21 protein-coding genes and 1 pseudogene are annotated in these 19,650 nt (G+C 72.9%); 12 read left to right on the top strand and 10 right to left on the bottom strand.

The annotated features are described in order from the left end of the window. Positions 1–398: 398 nt before the first annotated feature. Positions 399–593, bottom strand: coding sequence for a hypothetical protein (locus NI17_RS03075; protein ID WP_157129704.1), 195 nt, complete (start codon positions 591–593; stop codon positions 399–401). A gap of 493 nt (positions 594–1,086) precedes the next feature. Here NI17_RS03075 and NI17_RS24600 point away from each other — a divergent pair. Together NI17_RS24600 and NI17_RS03080 are read left to right on the top strand one after the other, a co-directional pair. Next, positions 1,087–1,340 (top strand): annotated as a pseudogene (locus NI17_RS24600) (3'-5' exonuclease); the annotation flags it as partial. A gap of 750 nt (positions 1,341–2,090) precedes the next feature. Beyond that, positions 2,091–2,864 carry an SAM-dependent methyltransferase gene (locus NI17_RS03080; RefSeq protein ID WP_369974923.1) on the top strand — a complete coding sequence of 258 codons (774 nt, stop codon included), beginning with the start codon at positions 2,091–2,093 and terminating at the stop codon, positions 2,862–2,864. Between the two features lie 57 nt (positions 2,865–2,921). Here NI17_RS03080 and NI17_RS03085 read toward each other — a convergent pair whose 3' ends face one another. Both NI17_RS03085 and NI17_RS03090 read right to left on the bottom strand, forming a co-directional pair. Then, a complete protein-coding gene (locus NI17_RS03085; RefSeq protein ID WP_068689586.1) occupies positions 2,922–3,641 on the bottom strand; it encodes a DUF5710 domain-containing protein in 720 nt (239 codons plus the stop codon). Positions 3,642–3,733: 92 nt separating this feature from the next. Beyond that, positions 3,734–4,246: a DinB family protein gene (locus NI17_RS03090; RefSeq protein WP_234401771.1), complete on the bottom strand. Its 513-nt coding sequence runs from the start codon at positions 4,244–4,246 to the stop codon at positions 3,734–3,736. A gap of 403 nt (positions 4,247–4,649) precedes the next feature. Between NI17_RS03090 and NI17_RS03095 the strand changes: the two genes are divergently transcribed. From NI17_RS03095 to NI17_RS03110, 4 genes are all read left to right on the top strand, one after another. Further along, entirely contained in the window at positions 4,650–4,838 is a 189-nt protein-coding gene (locus NI17_RS03095) for a hypothetical protein (RefSeq protein ID WP_068689582.1), read from the top strand. Then, positions 4,814–5,155 (top strand): hypothetical protein, encoded by a 342-nt coding sequence (locus NI17_RS03100; RefSeq protein ID WP_199859975.1) that lies wholly within the window; start codon positions 4,814–4,816, stop codon positions 5,153–5,155. Before NI17_RS03095 ends, NI17_RS03100 begins: the two co-directional genes overlap by 25 nt. A 179-nt stretch (positions 5,156–5,334) precedes the next feature. Next, positions 5,335–6,297: a transporter permease gene (locus NI17_RS03105; RefSeq protein WP_068689579.1), complete on the top strand. Its 963-nt coding sequence runs from the start codon at positions 5,335–5,337 to the stop codon at positions 6,295–6,297. A 313-nt stretch (positions 6,298–6,610) separates the two neighbouring features. Next, positions 6,611–7,135, top strand: a complete 525-nt coding sequence (locus tag NI17_RS03110) for a metallophosphoesterase family protein (protein WP_068689577.1) — start codon at positions 6,611–6,613, stop codon at positions 7,133–7,135. A 27-nt stretch (positions 7,136–7,162) separates the two neighbouring features. Here the strand turns inward: NI17_RS03110 and NI17_RS03115 are convergent, their stop codons facing one another. Continuing rightward, a complete protein-coding gene (locus tag NI17_RS03115; RefSeq protein ID WP_068689575.1) occupies positions 7,163–7,810 on the bottom strand; it encodes an HhH-GDP family DNA glycosylase in 648 nt (215 codons plus the stop codon). A 1,448-nt stretch (positions 7,811–9,258) separates the two neighbouring features. On the opposite strand from NI17_RS03115, the gene NI17_RS03120 reads away from it, so the two are divergent. Continuing rightward, complete coding sequence (locus tag NI17_RS03120) at positions 9,259–9,468, top strand: hypothetical protein (protein ID WP_068689573.1); 210 nt, start codon at positions 9,259–9,261, stop codon at positions 9,466–9,468. 153 nt (positions 9,469–9,621) lie between these two features. On the opposite strand, the gene NI17_RS03125 is transcribed toward NI17_RS03120, so the two are convergent. Both NI17_RS03125 and NI17_RS03130 read right to left on the bottom strand, forming a co-directional pair. Further along, a complete protein-coding gene (locus NI17_RS03125) occupies positions 9,622–9,936 on the bottom strand; it encodes an AzlD domain-containing protein (protein WP_068689571.1) in 315 nt (104 codons plus the stop codon). Next, positions 9,933–10,652, bottom strand: coding sequence for an AzlC family ABC transporter permease (locus NI17_RS03130; RefSeq protein ID WP_068689569.1), 720 nt, complete (start codon positions 10,650–10,652; stop codon positions 9,933–9,935). Before NI17_RS03130 ends, NI17_RS03125 begins: the two co-directional genes overlap by 4 nt. A gap of 61 nt (positions 10,653–10,713) precedes the next feature. Here NI17_RS03130 and NI17_RS03135 point away from each other — a divergent pair, with 61 nt between their 5' ends. The 5 genes from NI17_RS03135 (at position 10,714) to NI17_RS03155 (ending at position 15,426) form a co-directional block, all read left to right on the top strand. Next, positions 10,714–11,154, top strand: coding sequence for a GNAT family N-acetyltransferase (locus tag NI17_RS03135; protein WP_068689567.1), 441 nt, complete (start codon positions 10,714–10,716; stop codon positions 11,152–11,154). A gap of 164 nt (positions 11,155–11,318) precedes the next feature. Continuing rightward, positions 11,319–11,981, top strand: coding sequence for a PaaI family thioesterase (locus NI17_RS03140; RefSeq protein ID WP_068689565.1), 663 nt, complete (start codon positions 11,319–11,321; stop codon positions 11,979–11,981). Positions 11,982–12,203: 222 nt separating this feature from the next. Beyond that, positions 12,204–13,571: an MFS transporter gene (locus NI17_RS03145; protein ID WP_243597598.1), complete on the top strand. Its 1,368-nt coding sequence runs from the start codon at positions 12,204–12,206 to the stop codon at positions 13,569–13,571. Next, the gene (locus tag NI17_RS03150) at positions 13,568–14,386 is read left to right on the top strand and encodes an NAD-dependent epimerase/dehydratase family protein (RefSeq protein ID WP_068689561.1); all 819 of its coding nucleotides are present in this window, start codon (positions 13,568–13,570) and stop codon (positions 14,384–14,386) included. Before NI17_RS03145 ends, NI17_RS03150 begins: the two co-directional genes overlap by 4 nt. A gap of 125 nt (positions 14,387–14,511) precedes the next feature. Continuing rightward, positions 14,512–15,426: a serine/threonine-protein kinase gene (locus NI17_RS03155; RefSeq protein WP_068689559.1), complete on the top strand. Its 915-nt coding sequence runs from the start codon at positions 14,512–14,514 to the stop codon at positions 15,424–15,426. On the opposite strand, the gene NI17_RS03160 is transcribed toward NI17_RS03155, so the two are convergent. The 4 genes from NI17_RS03160 to NI17_RS03175 are packed head-to-tail and all read right to left on the bottom strand — an operon-like array spanning position 15,387 to position 19,629. Further along, positions 15,387–17,123, bottom strand: a complete 1,737-nt coding sequence (locus tag NI17_RS03160; protein WP_068689557.1) for an ABC transporter ATP-binding protein — start codon at positions 17,121–17,123, stop codon at positions 15,387–15,389. The two genes, NI17_RS03155 and NI17_RS03160, sit on opposite strands and share 40 nt — an antisense overlap. A 7-nt stretch (positions 17,124–17,130) precedes the next feature. After that, a complete protein-coding gene (locus NI17_RS03165) occupies positions 17,131–17,547 on the bottom strand; it encodes a lasso peptide biosynthesis B2 protein (RefSeq protein WP_068689555.1) in 417 nt (138 codons plus the stop codon). Then, complete coding sequence (locus NI17_RS03170; protein WP_068689553.1) at positions 17,544–17,816, bottom strand: lasso peptide biosynthesis PqqD family chaperone; 273 nt, start codon at positions 17,814–17,816, stop codon at positions 17,544–17,546. The genes NI17_RS03165 and NI17_RS03170 overlap by 4 nt, the downstream gene beginning before the upstream one ends. Continuing rightward, positions 17,797–19,629, bottom strand: a complete 1,833-nt coding sequence (locus NI17_RS03175; protein WP_068689552.1) for an asparagine synthase-related protein — start codon at positions 19,627–19,629, stop codon at positions 17,797–17,799. Before NI17_RS03175 ends, NI17_RS03170 begins: the two co-directional genes overlap by 20 nt. Positions 19,630–19,650: the final 21 nt, after the last annotated feature.

Here is a 19,650-nt window from a genome sequence, read left to right on the forward strand (position 1 = left end):
GCTCGTCCGTGTGGCCGGTGTGCTTCTGGCTTTTCCGTCGGTGGCGGCGCCCCACTCCTGCGCCTGCACAGGGGGATTCGTTGAAAGCGCACCGGCCACCACCGGGACTCCCGGGCTCCTGTTCAGCGGGGCGGGGGCCAGACGGGGTGGGCGGGCTGGGGTGGTGTCGGGTTGTTCGGTGAGGGCTTGTTCCACGGCTTGGGCGGGGGCGTGCAGGGCCACGGTGCGGCCGTCGGGATCGGTGGCGATGACGGCGCGCACGGTGGAGCCGTCCAGGGAGCTGGTGCCGCGCAGGGGCGGGGGTGCGGGTGCGCCGAGGCCGGTGAGGACGGCGCGCACGCAGGCCAGGTCGCGCGGTTGGGTGCGGCCGGACTCGATGCGCGAGATCGTGGACTGGGTCAGGCCGGCCAACCGGGCGATGTGCTCCTGGGGGATGGGGGTGAGAGCGCAGGCCAGGCGGATGAGGGCGGTGAAAGGCGGGCCACGGCGGGGTGGTTCCAGAACGCCTCGGGGAAGACGGGGTGGGTGGGGTCGAGTTCGCGGGCGGTGATGGCGGCCTCGATGGCGGCGCGGGTGGTCAGCGGTGCGGGCACGGGCGGTTTCCTGGGGTTGGTGCGGTCGGGTGGCGGGTGGTGTTTCGGCCGCGAGGCGCGGCAGCTTTCACCTCTCCAGGGGGTGGGGGAGGGATGGGGATGGTGCCCGCAGCCGAGGGGGCGGCAGAAGCCCGAGCGCACACGGGCCTTTCCATCCCTCCGGAACCCGGAGCCCAGGTGGGGGGTGCCGGGCCTCCCGGCCGAAACACATCCCGTCGGGTAGCCGCAGGCCCGAACCCCCGACCGGAAGCGCGGACTGCGGGCGTCGAGAACATCGAGGTCTGAGGGGGTCAGGCGGCCAGGTCGGGGGCTCCCCGACGGCACCGTGTGCGTGTGGCGGGCCGAGGGGGATCGGCGGGCAGGACCGCGCCCGGGTGTTCCGTGCGCTCACGACAGAAGAGCGGCGCGGACCTCTGCGACCTCGTCCCCGCCAAGGTTCAGTAGACCCGGGTGACGACGGTCTTCTCGGTGGAGACCAGGTAATCCTTCGGTGACGGGGGTGCGCGTGTGCACCATGCACTCCCTCAAGGGCCTGGAGTTCCGCTGCGCGCCGTGGCGGGGGTGAGCGGCGGGACGATCCCCCACCCCAGGGCGATCACCCCCGAAGACGTCGAGCCGATCCAGCACGCCACCGACCTGCCGGCCGAACGCTGCCTGCTCTTCGTCGCCTGCACCCGGGCCCGCGACCGGTTGTCCGTCTCCTGGCACGGTCGGCCCAGCGAGTTCCTCGTCGCGGCGGGGATCGCACGAGTCCAGGCCCCGCCTCCGCATCGCGGTGACGGCGTTCCGCGAGCACAAGAAGGAAATCCCCTGTCGGAAGGCGGACGCAGGGTACAGACGGCCGTTGCCGGCGGCACGAACCCCTGCGACCCGGTGATCACGCCGACGGACAGGACGGAGGCGCTGCGCCTACGGCGAGAGGTACACGTCCCGCGGTTTCCGGTGCGGCACCTGGTCGGGAGGCCGCGGAACAAATCCACGACCAGGAATCGGCACGGTCTGCGTCCCCACTTCACGCACTGTCCGGAAAACGACCGACCGTCCGCTCCTTTCGCCTCCGTCTCCCCGGACATCCGATAACACGGGGGTGCGCTGGCGGCGCTGGTTCTCCCCGCCGCCGCGGTGGTGACAGCATCGGCTGTTCGGCGGCGATGAGTTCAGGAGTTACCCCGACAACGGCACGCGCCGCGCCGCCTCCCGCCCGCTGTGCGGACAGCACGGCGTCACCGACCGGCGGGTCCGAGGCGAAAGCGGGAGAGCGTTTCGTACCCGCCGGGAGACGATTACGGTCATACCGTTTTGGCGAGGGGGATACCGGAGGCCGGGCCAATGCGACGGAAACGGCGGTACGACTTCCTCGGTGGGAATAGGATCGTCGTGAACACAGCACTTTCCGCCCATCCGAGGAGTGTGTGACAGGTGTCCGAATCGGTTCCCTCCCTCCCTGTCGAAATCCGCACAGACCAGCCCACAGTCGCACGTATCTACGACTACGGAATGGGCGGCAAGGACAACTTCGAGATCGACCGGCAGGCCGCGCTCTCCCTGGTCAAGGTCTCACCGGAGATGCTCGACGTCGCGAGGGAGAACCGCCTCTTCCTCTACCGCGCGGTGCGCTACCTCGCCCGCGAGGCGGGAATCCGCCAGTTCATCGACATGGGCAGCGGAATGCCGACCAAGGACAACGTGCACCAGGTCGCCCAGGCGTTCCAGCCCGACGCCAGGGTCGTCTACATCGACATCGACCCCATCGTGCTGGCGCACGGGCGCGCGATCCTCGCCGACAACCCCAACACCACGGTGATCACGGCCGACATGGCCAGATCCGACGAGATCCTCGCCAGCAAGGAGCTGCGCTCCCTCATCGACTTCGACGAACCGGTCGCCCTGCTGTACTTCTCCGTCCTGCACTGCCTGCCGGACGAGGCCGACCCCAGGGGCGCGCTGTGGACCCTGCTCGACGCGGTCCCCTCCGGCAGTCACCTCGCCGTCTCCCACCTGTGCAGCGACGACGTGGCGGCGGGCGACGCCTTCACCGAGGGGATGCTCGCCCTGGGACCCTGGGGACGGGTGCGCCGCCCGGCGGAACTGCGCGCGTTCGTCGAGGGCCTGGAGTCCGTCGAGCCGGGCATCGTCGACGTCTCCCAGTGGCGCCCCGACCCCGACCAGCCGCCCCTCAGCCCGGCGCCCGCGCCCCTGCGCCCCTACCTCGGACGCGCCACGGAGGGCAAGAAGATCTGGGAACTCGGCGGCGTCTTCCGCAAGCCCTGACCGCCGCCGCACACGGTCCGCCCGGGGCGCGCGGGAGCACACTCCCGCGCGCCCCGCTCACTGCCGCCGACGGGTCCCGTACTCCGCGCGAAGGCGCTCCTCGGCGATCGCGGCGCGGTCGGCGGCCTCCGGTGGCGGGGCCGGGCGGATGCCCGCGTCGGTGAGCATGCTCAGGTCCAGTGTCCACGTGACCCGCGACCGCTCCTCCCACACGTCGAAGGCGTCCTCGACGTGGCGGCGGGCCTGCGCCTCGGTCATGCCGGTGACCTCCCTCAGGTGCGCGAACGCCTGGGCGGCCAGGCCGCGCACCTGGGCGAGGCCGAAGTGGGTGACGGTGTGGCAGTCGGTGCACAGGCAGATCAGGCGGCGCAGGGTCTGCACGCGGGCGCGCTCGTCGTAGACCCAGCGTTCGTGCGCCTCCAGCCACCGCCGCACCGTGCGGTCCTCCCGCGCGCCGCAGATCTCGCAGCGGTGGTGGGCCCGGCGGGTGATCATCCGGCGCAGCCGCTCCCAGTCGCGGGGTTCCACGCAGGAGCGGACGTTGGTGAACCAGCAGGTGCTGGGCACCAGGTCGACGAAGAGCCCGGAGCCGAGCGAGCGGTCCTCTCCGGGCAGCAGGTCGGGAACCTCGGGTGCGGCGGCCCACCGCTCCAGTGCGGCCATGCCCGGCCGGGGCGCGTACCACCGCCTGGCCTTCGGGTCCCAGCGGGCGCCCGCCGCCTTGGCCTCGTCCTTCTCCGCGAACGGGACGTCCAGCCAGATCCGCCGGTCCGCCATGAGCATCCTCCTCCGGACGGTTGTCCTCCCTGTCGGAACGGCAGCCCCCGGCGACCCGGCGTGACCGGGAGGACGGGGCCGGCGGTGCCGGGTTATCGCCCCACCGCTCCGTCGGTCAGTTCCCGCAGGATGTCGGCGTGACCGGCGTGGCGGGCGGTCTCCTCGACCATGTGGACCAGTACCCAGCGCAGCGACGGCGGCCGCTCGTTCTCGCGCACCGAGCGCACGCCGGGGCGGTCCAGGTCGACGCAGGCGCGCACGATCTCGTTGGAGTGCCGGACCGCCTCCCGGTAGGCGGCCAGCACACTCTCGACCGTCTCCTCGGCGGTGGGCTGGAGCCGGTAGTTCCGGAACGGGGCGTCGACTCCGGCATAGGCCCAGGCGAACCAGTCGAACTCCACCGCGGTCAGGTGCTTGACCAGCCACAGCAGGCTGGTGCCGGACGGTACCCGGGGTTCGCGGGCCTGTTCCTCGGTCAGTCCCGCCAGCTTGGCGGCGACCGACTCGCGCAGGTAGTCGAGGAACGTCAACAGGGTGGTCTTCTCGTCGGTGCTGAAGCCCGGCGGACGCATGTCGCCGCGGGAGCCGACACTCGTCTCCGTCACGCCGCGACACTACCCGACTGGCGAGGTCTGCCCGGCTGGGTAGGCGGAACCGGCAGGGATCCCGTTTCGACGTCGGCGTCCCACGCCAACGAATCTACGCCGCAAAGGTGGCATTACGGACATTCGGTGTCAGGGTTGACGGGCGCGCCGTCCAACTCAGCAGGAGCCACCGCAGCACCCGGAAGACCCTCATCCGGTCGGGAGCCCGGTGGACGGCCGGTCCGTGGCGGGACCGGTCGAGACGCGGTGGCCGCAACCGGCCACCGGGAGGCGCCTCCGCGGGCGGGACGCCGTCGGGGCGGTTCCACGGCCGGGAGCGCGGGGCGGCCTCTCGCGGACACCGCGTTAGGGTCATCCGGAAGCGGCGGACACCGGTACCGGACACCTGGGCCGACTGGCCGCGTTGACGCGCCTGGCCGTGGCGACGTCGCTGGTCGGCTGCTGCGCGGTGGCGATGACGGTGGCGTTGGTGCTGGCCTGGGAGTCCCTGGGAGACCTGCTTCTCCTGGACGGCCGCGTCTATCTGTCCCGCGGGGTCCTGGTGGGCCTCGCCGTGGCGGGCCCCCGGTGCTGGTCGGAGCGTGGTTGCTGAGCTGCTGGCTGCTGCACCGTCTCGACGGAGGCGGTGGGTTCCGGCGGGCCCTGGTGCTCGCCACCTGCGCCCTGGTGCTCCCGGTGGGCTACATACCGGTCTCGGAGTGGCTGAGTCTGCCGTACGGCCCTCCAGGATGGGACCTGTGGACCGTCGCGTTCTCCGGGATGCTGGCCGGCGTGGCCGGCGTCGTGCTCCGGGGGCGCCGAGTGTCGCCGGAGGCGGCCGCGATGGCGGCGGCGCTCCTGGTGCTCGCGGCGGGTGCGGCGGCAGGACAGGAGATGGTATGGGTCGGAGTGGACCTCCAGTTCCTCTAGCACGCGTCCGGCCGGGACTCCCCCGGGGAGCAGTCCGGCGGCACCCCGCCAGGGGCGGTTGATCAGTCCGGGGAACTGATGGCTATGTCACACAGGGCGTGGACGGGGAGCGTCCGCCCGTTCCGCTAGCATCTCCACTCGGTGGGAGCGCTCCCAAGATCCGATTGGATGATGAGCCCATGACCCTCCCTGTGTCGTCCCCCTCCGACCCCGCGTCCCGCACCCCCGAGCGTCCGCCGCCGTGGTGGCGCCGCGTGCTGGGCGCGCTGCTGCTCGCCGCGGCCTCGGCGGTGATGGCGGTGGCGGCGCTGGCGGCCGTCGCCGCACCGGTCGACCTGCTGCGGGGAGACGGGTACGGCATGCTGTCCCCCGGCGCTCTCGCGGCGAGTGCCGTGGTCGCGATCCTGGTGCTGCTGGGACTGTGGGTGCTGTGCGGCTGGACGCTGCGCCGTTTCGGCGTCCGACGGGCGTCGGCGCTCGCCGGGTTCGTCCTGGTGGTCCCGGTGGGGTACGCGGTGGCGCGGGTGGCGCTGTTCGGCCCGGTCGACACCCTGTGGTGGGCGTCGGCGTTCGCCGCGGTCTCCGGCGCCCTCGTCTTCGCGACCGCGGTGGGCCTCCGCCGCTTCGAGGTGGCGGTGACGGCGGCGGTGTCCCTCGCGGTGCTGTTCGGGGGAGTGGCGGTCGAGACCAGGGTGACGCAGGAGGTGCTGCGCGCCGAGTTCGACCGCTACGGCGCGGTCCCGGTGCTGCGCCACCCCGACTGGGAACTGGCGGTCGTCGAGCCGTCCTCCGACACCGGGGAGATGAGGCTGGAGTACCACCGCTCCGGGAACGTTGAGGCGGCCCCGGTCGTCATCCAGGTCTACCGTCAGGGGGCCGACGCGCGGTGGCCGGAGGAGGAGCCCAAGGCGGAGGAGGGCTACCAGGTCACCGAGGGGGAGAAGTACACCCTGGTGGAGCACGAGCAGTACGGCACGAGCCTGCGCCTGACCCTGGACCTGGGCACCCAGGCGCAGGTCATCCAGCCCGGAGACGAGCCGGGGACGGAACTGATCACGCTGGCCGGGTACTTCGGGACGGCCACCGACGCCGAGCGGGCCGAGTTGCGCGGCACGGTCGGCCGGATCGGGTTCCCCGGATGAGCGGTGGAGTGCCCCGTCATCGAGGTACGGCTCCCAGCGGCGGCGGGCGGCGCGAGGGGGAGCACGGCGGCGTGGCAGGCGGACACGGCCAGCGGCACCGGCACTTCTGACCGCATCCGCACGATGGCGGGCGCTCCGGTGAAGACCAGCACACAGGCGGCGGCCGCGACCGCCGCTCCAGAACCTCGGGGACGCGAACGCGGACCCCGACGCGAACAGGCCGGGCGGTATCGCCGCGTGCTCTTGGGCGCCGGTCGCGGCAGGGCGGCACGGCCGCTTGACCGTCGGCGTGTCCTCCGGAGAGGCTCCCGGCATGCGACTGCTCATCATCTCCGACACCCACCTGCCGCGCAGAGCCCGGGACCTGCCCGAGCAGGTGTGGGCCGAGGTGGACCGCGCCGACGTCGTCGTGCACGCCGGAGACTGGTGCGACCTGGCCGCCCTGGAGCGGCTCGCGGGACGCGCCCGCCGCCTCGTCGGTGTGTACGGCAACAACGACGGTCCCGAACTGCGCGCCCGGCTGCCCGAGGTCGCTCGGGAGACCCTGGAGGGGGTGCGGTTGGCCGTGGTGCACGAGACCGGTCCGGCCAGGGGGCGGGAGCGGCGCTGCGCCGCGCGCTTCCCCGACGCCGACGTCCTGGTGTTCGGCCACTCCCACATCCCGTGGGACAGCACCGCCGACACCGGACTGCGGCTGCTCAACCCCGGGTCGCCCACCGACCGCCGTCGCCAGCCGTACCACACCTACCTGACGGCCCGCGTCCTCGACGGAACGCTGGGCGAGGTGCGGCTGCACCGGATCGGGGAGGCGGGCGGACCGGAGGCGGTCGGGGAGTGAACCGTGGCGGTCGCGGGACGTGGCCGGTCAGGACTCCTCGTCGGTGACACGTCGGGCGAGGTCGCGGTCGCGGCCCACCCGCACCAGTCCGGCGAGGAAGGGAGCCAGGTCGTCGCCGTCGACCAGCCGTGCCAGCGCGTCGGCGTCGCCCGGCAGGCCGACCCGCTCCGCGCCGTCGCGTGTCGCCGGGTCGACGTAGGGACGCAGCCACGCCCAGACGTGCTGGACCTCCCGGCAGAAGATGTTCGCCCCGGTGGGGCCGATGCCGGGAAAGCCGCGCAGGTCCTTTTCCAGGGCGTGCACGTCCCGTTGCTCCGTCCCGGGCAGTCTCCGCAGATCGCCCCCGTACTCGTCGACCGCCTTGCGGGCGCAGTCGCCGAGCCGGGTGGCGGTGCTCTCGTCGTAGCGGACGTAGTGGCCGCGCCCCAGGGCGTCCACGCGTTCCTGCCAGTCCAGGTCGAGCATGCCCTTGGCGGTGGTGCCGCCCGCCGCGTTCAGCTCCCGTGCGGCGGCCGTCGCGATGTCGGCGGAGATGCGCGCGCTCAGCAGGTTGGCGAGGACCAGCAGTTGCCACAGGGGCGCGGGGCGGTCCGCCAGTCGGATTCCAGCGTCCGAGCAGGACAGTCTCCCGGCCAGACGCAGCACCCGCCCGGCCCGTTCGGCATCCGTGCGCACCGTGTCACCTCCGCGGTGTGCGGTGGTCCGTGGTCACCCCCCGACTGCCCGCGGGAGCGCGTGTCATGCGGCGGGCCGGGGGAACGGGCCGCACCGCCGCGCCTTGTGCGGGTCCCACGGTTCCCGCCGGTCCCAGCCGCGGAAGAGGAAAAGGAAGGTGAATCCTTCTCGTTCCTCCGTCTGAGGTGTGACGGCCGTCTTCGCGGTGGGCACCGGCCTGGGGTGGCCGGTGTCCTTGCCCTCATCCGCTCGTGGAGGCGTGCCTGGACTCGGCGCCGGGGCGCCTCGACCAGTCACGGCCAGCCGGTGGTCGCCCGCTCCGGGGGGCCGGGGTGGAATACCCCGCCTTCCCCGGGACCTCCGAAAAGGACCCGCACCCACAACAGATCCCAACGCTCAAACCCCAATCAGTGTGCTGTATTGGATAAGGGCGAGTGTCAGGATCGGAGCGATTTCCCTTTCCAAGGTGAACGGAGACCGCAACGAGGGGCGACGGAACTCACGATGCTCGCCGAAGACGGCGGGTCGGGCGACAGGGGCTGCTGCTGACCGGCTCCGACATGGGAGAACTGGAGAACCTGCTGCCGGGCGGGACCCTGGTGCGCATCTCCGCCGAGGCGGTGCTTCGGGCGGTCGACCACCACCGGACGCCCCGGTCCCGGCCGGTGGGCGACGCGGAATTCGATCGGCTCTCCACCGATTTCCGCTACACCGCCTTCCGGCCGGAGATCCTCCAGCGCTACAAGGCGGACCACGAGAGGGAGCCTTTCCGCGGATTCCCCGCGGGCGGATCCTGGCTCCTCCCCGACGGCGGCGTGTGTGTCACCGGCACCGAGGCCGAATCCGTGCCACGCCACCGCCTGGCGGTGTACTGGGCGCATCAGGCGTCCCCATCGCGTCGACGGAGATCTCTGAGCCGACCTGTGCGGCCCCTGCTGCCAGCGTCCTCGGCCCGCCCGGTCCCTGGCGATCAGCCGAAGACCACTGCCCGGCCCCGCCGCAGGGGAAGGCGCGAAGCGGATGATCCTGGATGTGCTCTCCACGCAGGAGGCGGTCGACCCGCTCGGGAGGAGCGCCAGGGGAGGCCAGCGGGGCCCGCACCGCCTTCGCCGCGGCGGAGAACCTCCGCCTGGCGTGGGATCCGAGGGGGAGCGGTTGCGGGCACGCGCCGAACGCCTCGACGCGGGCGGCTGACCGTCAGCCGCCCCTGCCCCCGCGCCCGCCGCGGTCGACCGTGCCGTACGGAGCAGGCCCCGGGCGGCCCCGGGCGGGGCGGCGCCGCCCCGAGGAATTCTGCGTCTCTTGACGAACCGGTCGCACGGAAAAAGCGGAGAAAAGGAACAGTCCTCGTTTTTGGGTGTTGTCTGAATTGGTGGCCGCTGTTAGTCTCAAAAAAATTTTTGTCTTTAGCAGGAGAGTCGTTGAGACGGAAAGCGGTAGAGCTCACGATGTCTGACAGAGGCGAGAAAACGGACGGAACCGGCGGGCGGGCCGTCTACATCACCGAAGCCGACGAGACGGCGGAGCAGGGAGCCCTGCTGGCCGCTGTCGACGAGGGCGACCTGGACAACCTGCTGGCGGGCGAGACCGAGGAGCACATCGCGCCCGAGGCGGTGCTCCGGGCGTTCGAGCTCTACCAGGAGAACCTGCGGGCGTGAGCCCTCCCAACGCCGTGGCCGCCGAGGCGGCGGTGCGCAGACCGCGTGGTCTCCGCCGGTTCTCCGCAGACCGGTCCGGGAGGGACGCAGACCGTCTCCGGAAGGTGAGCCCCGAAACCGGGGGCGGGGAGCGCCGCGGCCGGGACGGTGTGCTCAACCGACCCCGAGCGCCCTCAGGCCCGCCGTGGTCGCCGCCGCGACCACGAGCACCACGAGGAAGGGCGCGCGCAGCAGCAGGGCCACGACGGCGGCGGCCATGCCGCCCAACCGGGACAGGTCGACCACCAGGCGGTCCGCGTCGGCCACGGTCTGCAGGGCGATGAGCGCGGCCAGCAGCGCGACCGGGACGGCCATGGCGAACCGGCGCACGGCGGGACGCTCCAGCACCGCGCGGGGAGCGGCCAGCCCCGCGTACTTGAGCAGGTAGCAGCCGACTCCGGTGACCACCACCGCGGCCCACAGCATCACTTCCCGCTCCTCTCCGTCGCGTCGTCCTTTCCGTCGCCCAGGGCGATCAGGGCCGCGATCGAGGCCAGCAGCACCGGCACGCCCGGCGGCAGCAGCGGGGTGGCGGCCAGCGCGATCGCCGCGCCCAGCAGTGCGACGACGAGGGTGCGCCCGCCCTCCCTCAGGCGCGGCCACAGCAGGGCCAGGAAGGTCGCCGGGCCGACCACGTCCAGACCGAAGGTGCTGGGGTCGCCGATGCTCTCGGTGGCGACCGCGCCGACGAGTGTGGTGGTGTTCCACAGCAGGAACAGGGTGGCGAAGGTGGTGGTGAAGCCCGCGCGGACGTCCGCTCGACCGTTCTGGGCCAGCGCCACGGCCGTGGTCTCGTCGATCACCCCGTGCGCGGCGAGCGCCCGCCCGGGGCCGCGCCAGTCGAGCAGTTCGCCCAGCCGCAGCCCGTACAGCGTGTTGCGGAAGCCCAGCAGCAGCGCGCCCACGGCTCCGGCGACGAGGTTGCCGCCCCCCGCGACCACCCCGACCAGTGCGAACTGGGACGCTCCGGTGAACGCCAGCAGGCTGAGCACGCACGCCTGCGCCACCGACAGGCCGGAGGTGACCGCGGTCGTGCCGAAGGCGAGCCCGGAGAAGCCGACGGCGACACCCACACCGAGACCGTCGCGGACGGGCGTTCTGCGGACCAGGGAGGACAGTTGGGGGAGCAGGGTGGGACGGTTCACGCCAGTGAACCTAACCGACCCGTCGACTTCACCGGGAACCAGGTCGGGCTATCGTCGTGGCGTGCTGGACATCGTCATCGCCCGCAGTGAGCGGGAGCGCGCGGCCGTCTTCGTCATCCGGGGTGCGGTCTTCGTCGCGGAGCAGGACGTGCCCATCGAGGAGGAGTGGGACGAACGCGACGCGGCGGCCGACCACTTCCTGGCACTGGTGGACGGCGTGCCGGTGGGGACGGGGCGCCTGCTCGTCCGCGGTGCGGAGGGGGTGCTGGGGCGGCTGGCGGTGCTGCGGCGGGCCAGGGGGTCGGGCGTGGGCGCGGCGCTGGTGGGCGCGGCCGAGGAACGGGCCGCGCGACGCGGTCTGGTCGCGGTCGAACTGCACGCCCAGACCCACGCGCTCGGCTTCTACGAACGGCTCGGCTACACCGCCTACGGACCGGAGTTCGAGGAGGCGGGCATCGCCCACCGCGGTATGCGCAAGGAGTTGCCGCGGCGCCGCGGGTGAGACCGCGGGCGGGCCGCCGAGGCCGAGGGGAGACGAATCCGACAGAACTCCGCTCGGGTTTTTCGGTCCCCCGAGTGGCCCCCGAAACTACCCACGAGTAACATTTCGTGTGGTCGCGGCGACCCGCGCCGAGTCGATCCTGACGAGAGGGCTGACGACATCCCATGACGGTCGATGCACATCCGATCGCGGACCTGCCGAACCCGGCCGACTACGGGTTCACCGTGATCGAACGCCAGGAGCTTCCCGCCGATCTGCTGACCCTGGTCGACCGGGTGCGCGAACTGGTCGACGCCGTCGCACACACCGAGGCCGATCCCGCCGAACTGGCCGCCGCGAGTCGGACGGTCAGCGAGCTCACCGAACGGCTCGGCGCCCGGCGCCGCCCCGTCGGCGCCATGACGCGCCAGGACTGGGAGGGTGGCCGCGTCGACTACAACACCCTCGCCAACGCGGTGAGCGGTGTGACCAACCCCGTGGCGCCGCTGCGCAACCTGCGCGTGGAGGACGGGGGCCTGCGCGCCGAGACCACCCTCAACGGTGCCTACGAGGGACCGCCCGGACTGGTGCACGGCGGATGGGTCGCCGCCCTGCTCGACCAGGTGCTCGGCGAGACCAGCGCGGTTTTCGGCCGTATGGGGCTCACCGCCAACCTCACCGTCGACTACCGCCGTCCCACCCCCCTCAACACCCCGCTGACCGTCGTCTCCCGCATCACCGGCGTCGAGCGCCGCAAGGTGTTCGTCTCCGGGGAGATCCGCTGCGCCGGCGAGATCACCGCCGAGGGCAGCGCGATCATGGTGCGGGTCGCCATCCCCGAGGTGTGAGGGACCCCACCGGCCCGCTCCCGCCCGCCCGCGTCCCCGCATCGGGCAGAGGGGGCGCCTGTCGACGCCGCGAGGGCGGACAGGGGCACGTGCGAAACCCGCTTCCGCCTCTTTCGGCCGCTCCGGCCGAAACCGACTCCTCCGGTGACGGACCCGGGTACTAGGCTCTGACCGCCAAAAGAGATGGGATGAATTCCCGCAGCAGCCATGGGCGGTGGGTCGATGACGCGGACCGGAGAACATGCCGACGAGTGGAGTCTCGACTCCCCGCGGATCCGGAGCATCCAACGGCGGGTCCTGACCGTGCTCGTGGCCGCCCAGGCCGTCGGCGGGATCGGGCTGAGCGCGTCACTGACGGTCGGCGGGCTCATCGCCCAGGACATCACCGGAACCGAGACGTGGGCCGGAATGGCCACCACCATGGCCACCCTGGGCGCGGCGGTGTGCGCGCTGCCGCTGGCCACCGCGGCGGCCCGCCGGGGGCGGCGCGGCCCGCTCAGCCTGGGCTGGTTCCTCGCGGCCGGGGGCGGAGCCGTCTCGGTCCTCGGCGCGCAGGCCGGGCTCTTCTCCGTCTTCCTGGTCGGCATGGTCCTGTTCGGCGCCGGGGGAGCCACGGGCCTGCAGTCCCGGCACGCCGCCGCCGACCTGGCCACCGACCGCAACCGGGGCCGCGACCTGTCGATCGTCGTGTGGGCCACGACGGTCGGCTCGGTGCTCGGTCCCAACCTCACCACGCCGGGAGCGGCCGTCGCCGGATGGCTGGGGCTGAGCCCGCTGCTGGGCGTCCTCGTCATCGCCTCCGCCGCGTTCGCGGCCGCGGGAGCGGTGACCGCCGCCCTGATGCGTCCCGACCCGCTGCTGACCGCCCGAGCCCTCACCGCCCGCACCGCCGCCCCCCGGTCCCGCGCAGCCGCCCCCGCCGGAGGGCGGCCGGGCGCCCTCACCGCCCGCACCGCCGCCCCCCGGTCCCGCGCAGCCGCCCCCGCCGGAGGGCGGCCGGGCGCCCTCGCCGCACTGGCCGCCGCCCCGCGCGCCGTGCTGGCGCTGGTGGCGATCACCGCGGGCCACGCCATCATGGTCATGGTGATGACCATGACCCCGGTGCACATGGAGCACGGCGGGGTCGACCTCACCGTCATCGGCGTCACCCTCAGCCTGCACATCGCGGGCATGTACGCGCTGTCGCCGCTCGTGGGCTGGCTCTCCGACCGCCTCGGCCGCATGGCCACGCTCCTGGTCGGCCAGGTCGTCCTGATCGCCGCCGTCACCGTGTCGGCCCTCGCCGGTCACGGACCCGTCATGGTCACCGTCGGTCTGGTCCTGCTGGGGGTGGGCTGGTCCTTCGGTCTGGTCTCCGGCTCCGCCCTGCTGGCCGAATCCCTGCGCCCCGACCAGCGCCCCGCCCTCCAGGGAGTGTCCGACCTGCTGATGAACGCGGGCGGCGCCGCCAGCGGAGCCCTGTCCGGGATCCTGCTGGCCCTCCTGGGGTACGGCGGCCTCAACGCCGTCGCAGCCGCGCTCACCGTCCCGGTGTTCGCCCTGGCGGCGTTCGTCCTGCTGTCCCGCACCTCCGGAGAAGGAGAGACATGACCGAACGCATCCTCGTCACCGGCGCGGGCGGGCGGATCGGCACCCTGCTGTGTCCCCGCATGGTCCGCCCCGGACGCCTCCTGCGGCTGTACGACCGGGCCCCGCTCGAAGCGGGGCCCGGCGTGGAGACCGTGACCGGCGACATCACCGACCTGGCGGCCATGGCCGAGGCGATGGAGGGGGTGGACGCCGTGGTCCACCTGGCCGCCCGCAGCACCGAGGCGGCCTGGGAGGAGATCCTGCACACCAACATCCACGGCGGCTACGTCGTGCTGGAGGCGGCCCGCCGCGCCGGCGTCTCCCGCATGGTGCTGGCCAGCTCCAACCACGCCGTGGGCTTCCACCCCCGCTCCGCCGGGACCGCACCCGACTACCTGTTCCCCCGCCCCGACACCTACTACGGGGTCAGCAAGGTCACCCTGGAGGCGTTGGGCAGCCTGTACGCCGACCGCTACGGCATGGACGTCGTCTGCCTGCGCATCGGCTACTGCGGACCCCACCCCCTCGGCCGGCACGGCCTGGCCACCTGGCTGTCCCCCGACGACTGCGCCGACCTGGTCGAGTCCTGCCTCAGCGCGCCCGCGCCGGGATTCCGCGTGGTGTGGGGCGTCTCCGACAACACCCGGCGCTGGTGGTCCCTGGAGGAGGCCCGCTCCCTGGGATACGAGCCGCGCGACGACGCCGAGGTGTTCGCCCCCCTGTGGGAGAAGGACGTCCCCGCGGAGGAACTCGACCCGGAGGGACCCACCGTGGGTGGCAACTTCTGCGGCCCCCACCTGGACGCCGACCATCTGGAGCAGCCGGACGGAACATGATCGCCTCCCCGCCCCGAAGAGTGGTTTTCCGGTTTCTCAGAGTGCCCGTGTGAGAAAAGCTGGCGGTTTGGGAAGTGGCGGCCGGTAGGTGAACACCTGACTGCTTTGTGTATGGGGGGACTCTCATGGTGATTTCCGGCGAGTTGGGCACGGTTCCCTACACCTTGGTGGGCGACGTGGACAGCAAGGAGGAGGCGGAGGACCCGGAACGGATCGGGGGGCACCGGATCGTCGAGCGGATCGGCATCGGCGGCGCCGCCGTGGTCTATGCGGCCCTCAGCCCCGAGGGGGAGCGGGTGGCGGTCAAGATCCTGCACCCCGCGGTCGCCGCGGACCCGGCCTGCCGGGAACGCTTCGCCCGGGAGGCCGCGCTGCTCGGCAGGGTCGCCGACGAGCACACCGCGCCGCTGGTCGACGCCGACGTCCACGCCGTACGCCCCTGGCTGGCCATGCGCTACGTCGAGGGGCCGACCGTGGGCGAGCACGTCGACACCGACGGGCCCCTGGCCGGGGTGGCGTTGCTGGAGTTCGCTGCGGGCCTGGCCGAGGCGGTCGCGGCCGTCCACCGCAGCGGGATCGTGCACCGCGACCTCAAACCCGGAAACATCATCCTGGCGGCCGACGGCCCCAAGATCATCGACTTCGGCATCGCCCGCGGAGTCGACGACCCGGCTCTCGCCGGTTCGGGGGAGATCCTGGGCTCCCCCGGATGGATCAGCCCCGAGCAGTTCCACGACCACGTGCCCGGCCCCGCCGCCGACGTCTTCGCCTGGGGAGGACTGACCGCCTACGCCGCGACCGGGCGGCGCCCCTTCGGCTCGGGCACGGTGCGGCAGACGGCGGTGCGGGTCCTCAACGGCCACGCCGACCTGTGCGGCACCCCGCGCATTCTGCTGCCCTGGGTGGAGGCGGCGCTGAGCACCGACCCCGACCGCAGACCCACGTCCGCGGAACTGGCCGCCGTGATCGGCGGACTCGTCGGGACACGACGCCGACAGGTTCACGCGTCCAGCAGTTGGGCCTCGATCAGTTCGCGGTAGAGACCGTCGGACACCATCAGGGCGGTGTGGGACCCCACCGCGCGGACACGGCCGCCGTCGACGACCACGATCTGGTCGGCGTCGGTCACCGTGGACAGTCGGTGCGCGATGACCATGACCGTGGTGGTCCGGGCGACGTCGGCGACCACGGCCCGCAGCGCCGTCTCGTTGGCCGCGTCCAACTGCGAGGTCGCCTCGTCCAGCAGCAGCAGTCGGGGACGGCGCAGCAGCGCCCGGGCGACCGCCACCCGCTGGCGCTCGCCTCCCGACAGCGCGGTCCCGCGGTGGCCGACCTCGGTGTCCAGCCCGTCAGGCAGTCGGTCCACCAGGTCGGTGAGCCGGGTCAGCGCCACGACGCGGCGCACCTCCTCCTCGTCGCTGTCCGGAGCGGCGTAGCAGAGGTTGTCCCGCAGGGTGCCCGCCATGATGGGGGCGTCCTGCTCCACGTACCCGATCATCGACCGCACCTGCGCCAGCGGCATCTCCCGCAGGTCGGTGCCGTCGAGCGCGACCGTGCCCGACGAGGGGTCGTAGAAGCGCTCGATCAGTGAGAACAGGGTGGTCTTCCCCGCGCCCGACGGGCCGACCAGAGCGGTCAGCCCACCGGCGGGCACGGTCAGCGTCACGTCCCGCAGCACCGGCGGCGCGTCGTCGTGGTAGCGGAACGACACGTCGGTGAAGGACACCGACGCCGCAGAGGTGCCGGTGCGCGCCTTCCGCGGCACCGGCCCGTCCCGCTCCACCGGCAGCCGCTCCACCTCGTCGATGCGGCGCATCGCGGCCAGTCCGCTCTGCAGGCCGCCGACCCCCTGGACCAGTTGCCCGATGGGGCCGGTCAGCCGCATCAGGTAGAGCAGGAACGCGATCAGTTCGGAGACGTCGAGCGCGCCCGTGGCCACGCGCGCGCCGCCCACGCCCAACACCACCAGGAACGCGCCCTGACCGGCCAGGACCGCGGTGACGTTGGTCACCGCCATCCACCCGGCACCGCGCACCCCGCTGCGCCAGGCGCGCCGCACCGCCGCCCGGGCCGAGGAGATCTCGCGGTGCTCGGTCCCGCTGGCCTTGACGGTGCGGAACGCCCCCAGGGAGCGCTCCATGAGGGCGCCGACCTCTCCGACCGCCCGCTGCGACCGCTCGCTGGCCCGCCTGATCGGCGGCAGCATCACGGCCGCGCCCACGCCGATCACCGCGATCACCGCCAGGCAGACGCCCAGGAGCAGCGGATCGAGCCAGGCCATCAGCACGATCGAGCCGACCACCGCCAGCACCGCGCTGCCCGAGTCGACCAGCGCCTGACCGGCGGCCGACTGGATGAGGGTGGTGTCGGAGGTGGTCCGCGACAGCAGGTCGCCGGGCCTGAGCCGGTCGACCTCGGGGACGCGCAGCATCAGGATGTGGGAGACCAGGCGCTCCCGGGCCGCCGCGACCATGCTCTCGGCGGTGCGCTGCAGCACGTAGGAGCCCAGCCCGGTGATCAGCGCCCCGCCGACGACCAGGACGGTGAGCAGCGCCAGCAGCCCGCCCAGCGGGGAGCCCTCGGCGAGCGCGTCGACCACGGCCATGGCCACCAGGGGCTCGGCCAGGGAGCCGACACTGCCGAGCAGCCCCAGCAGCGCGCCGCAGCCGATGGTCCACCGGTGCGGCCGCACGTGGCTCGCCAGCAGGCGCAGCGATCGGGGAGCGGAGTGGCGCACGGCTGGCTCAGCCCACGCTGAACAGGCGGCTGAAGTAGTCGTAGCCGACGCCTTCCTCGACCAGGCGGCCCTCGGCCTCGACCCAGGCGTGCCCGGCGAAGGGCGGCCGCTTGGGCACGCCCACGCACCAGGTGGCCCAGTGCCCGCGCAACCGGCACAGCAGCACGACCGCCAGGGAGCGCTGCAGGCACGCCTCGGGACCGGCGCAGCGCAGACTCACCGCCAACACCGCGTCGTAGGCGTCCTTGGCCTCCTCGTGGCCGGCGGGCCGCACCCCGCGGCGCAGCCGCTCCAGGACCGCGCGGATGCGTTCGGGAGGGCGGCGCGCCAGCAGCCGCGCCAGCCCCACCGCGCAGCGCGCGGCCAGGTTCGCGCGGAGGGAGAGTCTGACGTCGTTGCGCTGGAACGCCACGAACAGGCTCATCGGACGACCATCCCGGAGTCGAGCATGCTCGCGACGAGGGCGTCGACGTCGCGTGCGGCGTCGGCGGAGTCCACCTCGTACTCCTCCACCAGGAAACGGACGACGTCCTCGGTGGCGCGCCCGTCGAGCAGCAGGCGGACGATCTCCGCTCCCGTGTCGTTGAGCTGCCAGTACTCTCCGCTCCGGCTGTCCAGCAGCACCATGCCGTAGTCGGTCTCGGCCACCGAGACGTCCGAACGCAGCCGGAACTCAGCTCCTGTTGTCTCCACCGTTCACTCCCTGTAGAGCGCGTTCGCGGGAACGCAGCCACAACTCGACGGCGAGCGTCATCTCCAGACCCCAGTGCGGCCCGTGGGTCGAGTACGGCTGTCGCACCAGGTCCACCAGCGGCTCCGGATCGATGAGGCCCAGATCCGCCAGTCGGGACTCCCGCCATATCTGGACTATTCGGTCGTTGTGCGCGGCGAAGCCCTCCGCGGCGAGAGAGGTCCCGTCGGTCTTGGTCCGGCGGCGCAGGAACTCGTCGGGGAAGATTCCGGCCATGGCCGCCTTCATCAGGGGCTTGAACTCGAACGGTGTCATCCGCCCCTCGTGGCGCACCCGCAGGCAGGCCTCCAGGACGCGGTCGTCGAGGAAGGGGGATTCCGCGGCCGGCAGCCCGAGGCCGCCGATCTGGTGGAGCATCCGCAGCTCCCGGGACGCGGAGCGGATCGCGGCCAGGTCGGCGTGCCTGCCCCGGGTGGGGGCCAGGGGCTCCAGGGACTCCAGCGCCCGGTCGAAGCGGGCCAGGACGCGCTCCCTGGCCTCGGCGGTCAGCCACGGGCCGCACTTGGGCAGCGTGTCCCAGCCGAACAGCGCGTTGCGGGGCGGCTCTCCGGTGGCGACGAGGCGTCGGGTGGCGGCGAACCACGCGCGGTGGTCGCGGCGGTCGGCCAGGGAGGTGACGGTCCGGGCCAGGGGCAGCCGGTGCAGCAGGCGGTGTCCGCGGACCAGGGGAAGCGCGGTGAGCGGGCGCTGGCGCAGCAGGTCGTGGTAGAGGCCGGGCTCTCCGGTCAGCACCTGGTCGCCGCCCAGGCCGTCGATGTGCAGGCGCGCCCCGTAGCCGTGGGTCATCCGCAGGCGGCTCAGGATGCGCGGGGCGCTCATGACGGCCACCGACGGCTCGTCCAGGAGGGGGAGCGCCTCGTCGAGTCCCGCGTAGAAGCCCGGGAGGTCTTGGGCGGAGTACACGACGTGCTTGAGCGAGGGGAGGGCGCGCAGGGCGATCTGCGCCCAGTGCAGGTCGTCGTCGGTGTCGTCGCCGCTGGTCATGGTCAGGGCGACGACTTCGGCGGGGCCGGAGGAGGCCAGCGCGCACAGCGGGGTGGAGTCGAGGCCGCCGGACAGGTCGGCGCTGACCACCCGGCCGTCCCGGGTGCGGGCGGCCACCGCGTCGGTCAGGGTCTCACGCAGCAGTTCCGCCCCGGCGGCGACGTCCAGTTCCGGCTCCGGGGGCCGCCACCACCGCACCACCCGGTGGCCGCCGCCCCGCAGGTCGAGGTCGAGGCAGTGTCCCGGGGGAACCGGTTCGACGCCGGGCCACACGGAGTCCTCGCCGAGCGGGTAGGGCAGGGCGTTGAACATCCGCAACGCCAGGACGTCCGGATCGGGGGCGACTCCCAGCAGGTCGGCCAGGACGTCGGAGCGGTCGCAGACCACCCGGGCCGAACCGACCGGCGCGTGGAAGATCCGGCGCAGCCCGGAGGCGGTTCCCTGGACGCGCATCCGGTCGCCCACCACCGCGACGAGGTGGAAGCTGCCCGGCAGTGCGTGCGCGATCCGGTCGAGCCGTGCCACGTCGTCGAGCCGGTCGAGTTCGGCGCGCAGCAGGTCGGGACCTGCCGGGCAGCGTCCGATCACAGCGAGGCGGCGCTCTCCCGCCTCGACCAGTCGGAACTGGTCGTCGGGCAGCGAGCCCACGATCCAGGGCCGTCCCGAGCGGTGCCTCGCCAGGATGTGGTCCGGAGGAAGGCGGTCGGCCGCACGCCCGGAAGCACCCTCGTCGGGGAACACGGCGAAGTAGGGGCTGGTGCGGCCGACCACGGATCCTCCGGGGAACTCATT

The organism is Thermobifida halotolerans (genome assembly GCF_003574835.2).
GTDB classification, from domain to species: Bacteria; Actinomycetota; Actinomycetes; order Streptosporangiales; family Streptosporangiaceae; genus Thermobifida; species Thermobifida halotolerans.

Bases quoted from the DNA above. Each gene is read 5' to 3' on its own strand.
- NI17_RS03080 (WP_369974923.1), top strand. From the start codon at position 2,091: ATGGGCGGCAAGGACAACTTCGAGATCGACCGGCAGGCCGCGCTCTCC.
- NI17_RS03085 (WP_068689586.1), bottom strand. From the start codon at position 3,641: ATGGCGGACCGGCGGATCTGGCTGGACGTCCCGTTCGCGGAGAAGGAC.
- NI17_RS03105 (WP_068689579.1), top strand. From the start codon at position 5,335: ATGACCCTCCCTGTGTCGTCCCCCTCCGACCCCGCGTCCCGCACCCCC.
- NI17_RS03110 (WP_068689577.1), top strand. From the start codon at position 6,611: ATGCGACTGCTCATCATCTCCGACACCCACCTGCCGCGCAGAGCCCGG.
- NI17_RS03120 (WP_068689573.1), top strand. From the start codon at position 9,259: ATGTCTGACAGAGGCGAGAAAACGGACGGAACCGGCGGGCGGGCCGTC.
- NI17_RS03140 (WP_068689565.1), top strand. From the start codon at position 11,319: ATGACGGTCGATGCACATCCGATCGCGGACCTGCCGAACCCGGCCGAC.
- NI17_RS03145 (WP_243597598.1), top strand. From the start codon at position 12,204: ATGACGCGGACCGGAGAACATGCCGACGAGTGGAGTCTCGACTCCCCG.
- NI17_RS03150 (WP_068689561.1), top strand. From the start codon at position 13,568: ATGACCGAACGCATCCTCGTCACCGGCGCGGGCGGGCGGATCGGCACC.
- NI17_RS03155 (WP_068689559.1), top strand. From the start codon at position 14,512: ATGGTGATTTCCGGCGAGTTGGGCACGGTTCCCTACACCTTGGTGGGC.
- NI17_RS03165 (WP_068689555.1), bottom strand. From the start codon at position 17,547: ATGAGCCTGTTCGTGGCGTTCCAGCGCAACGACGTCAGACTCTCCCTC.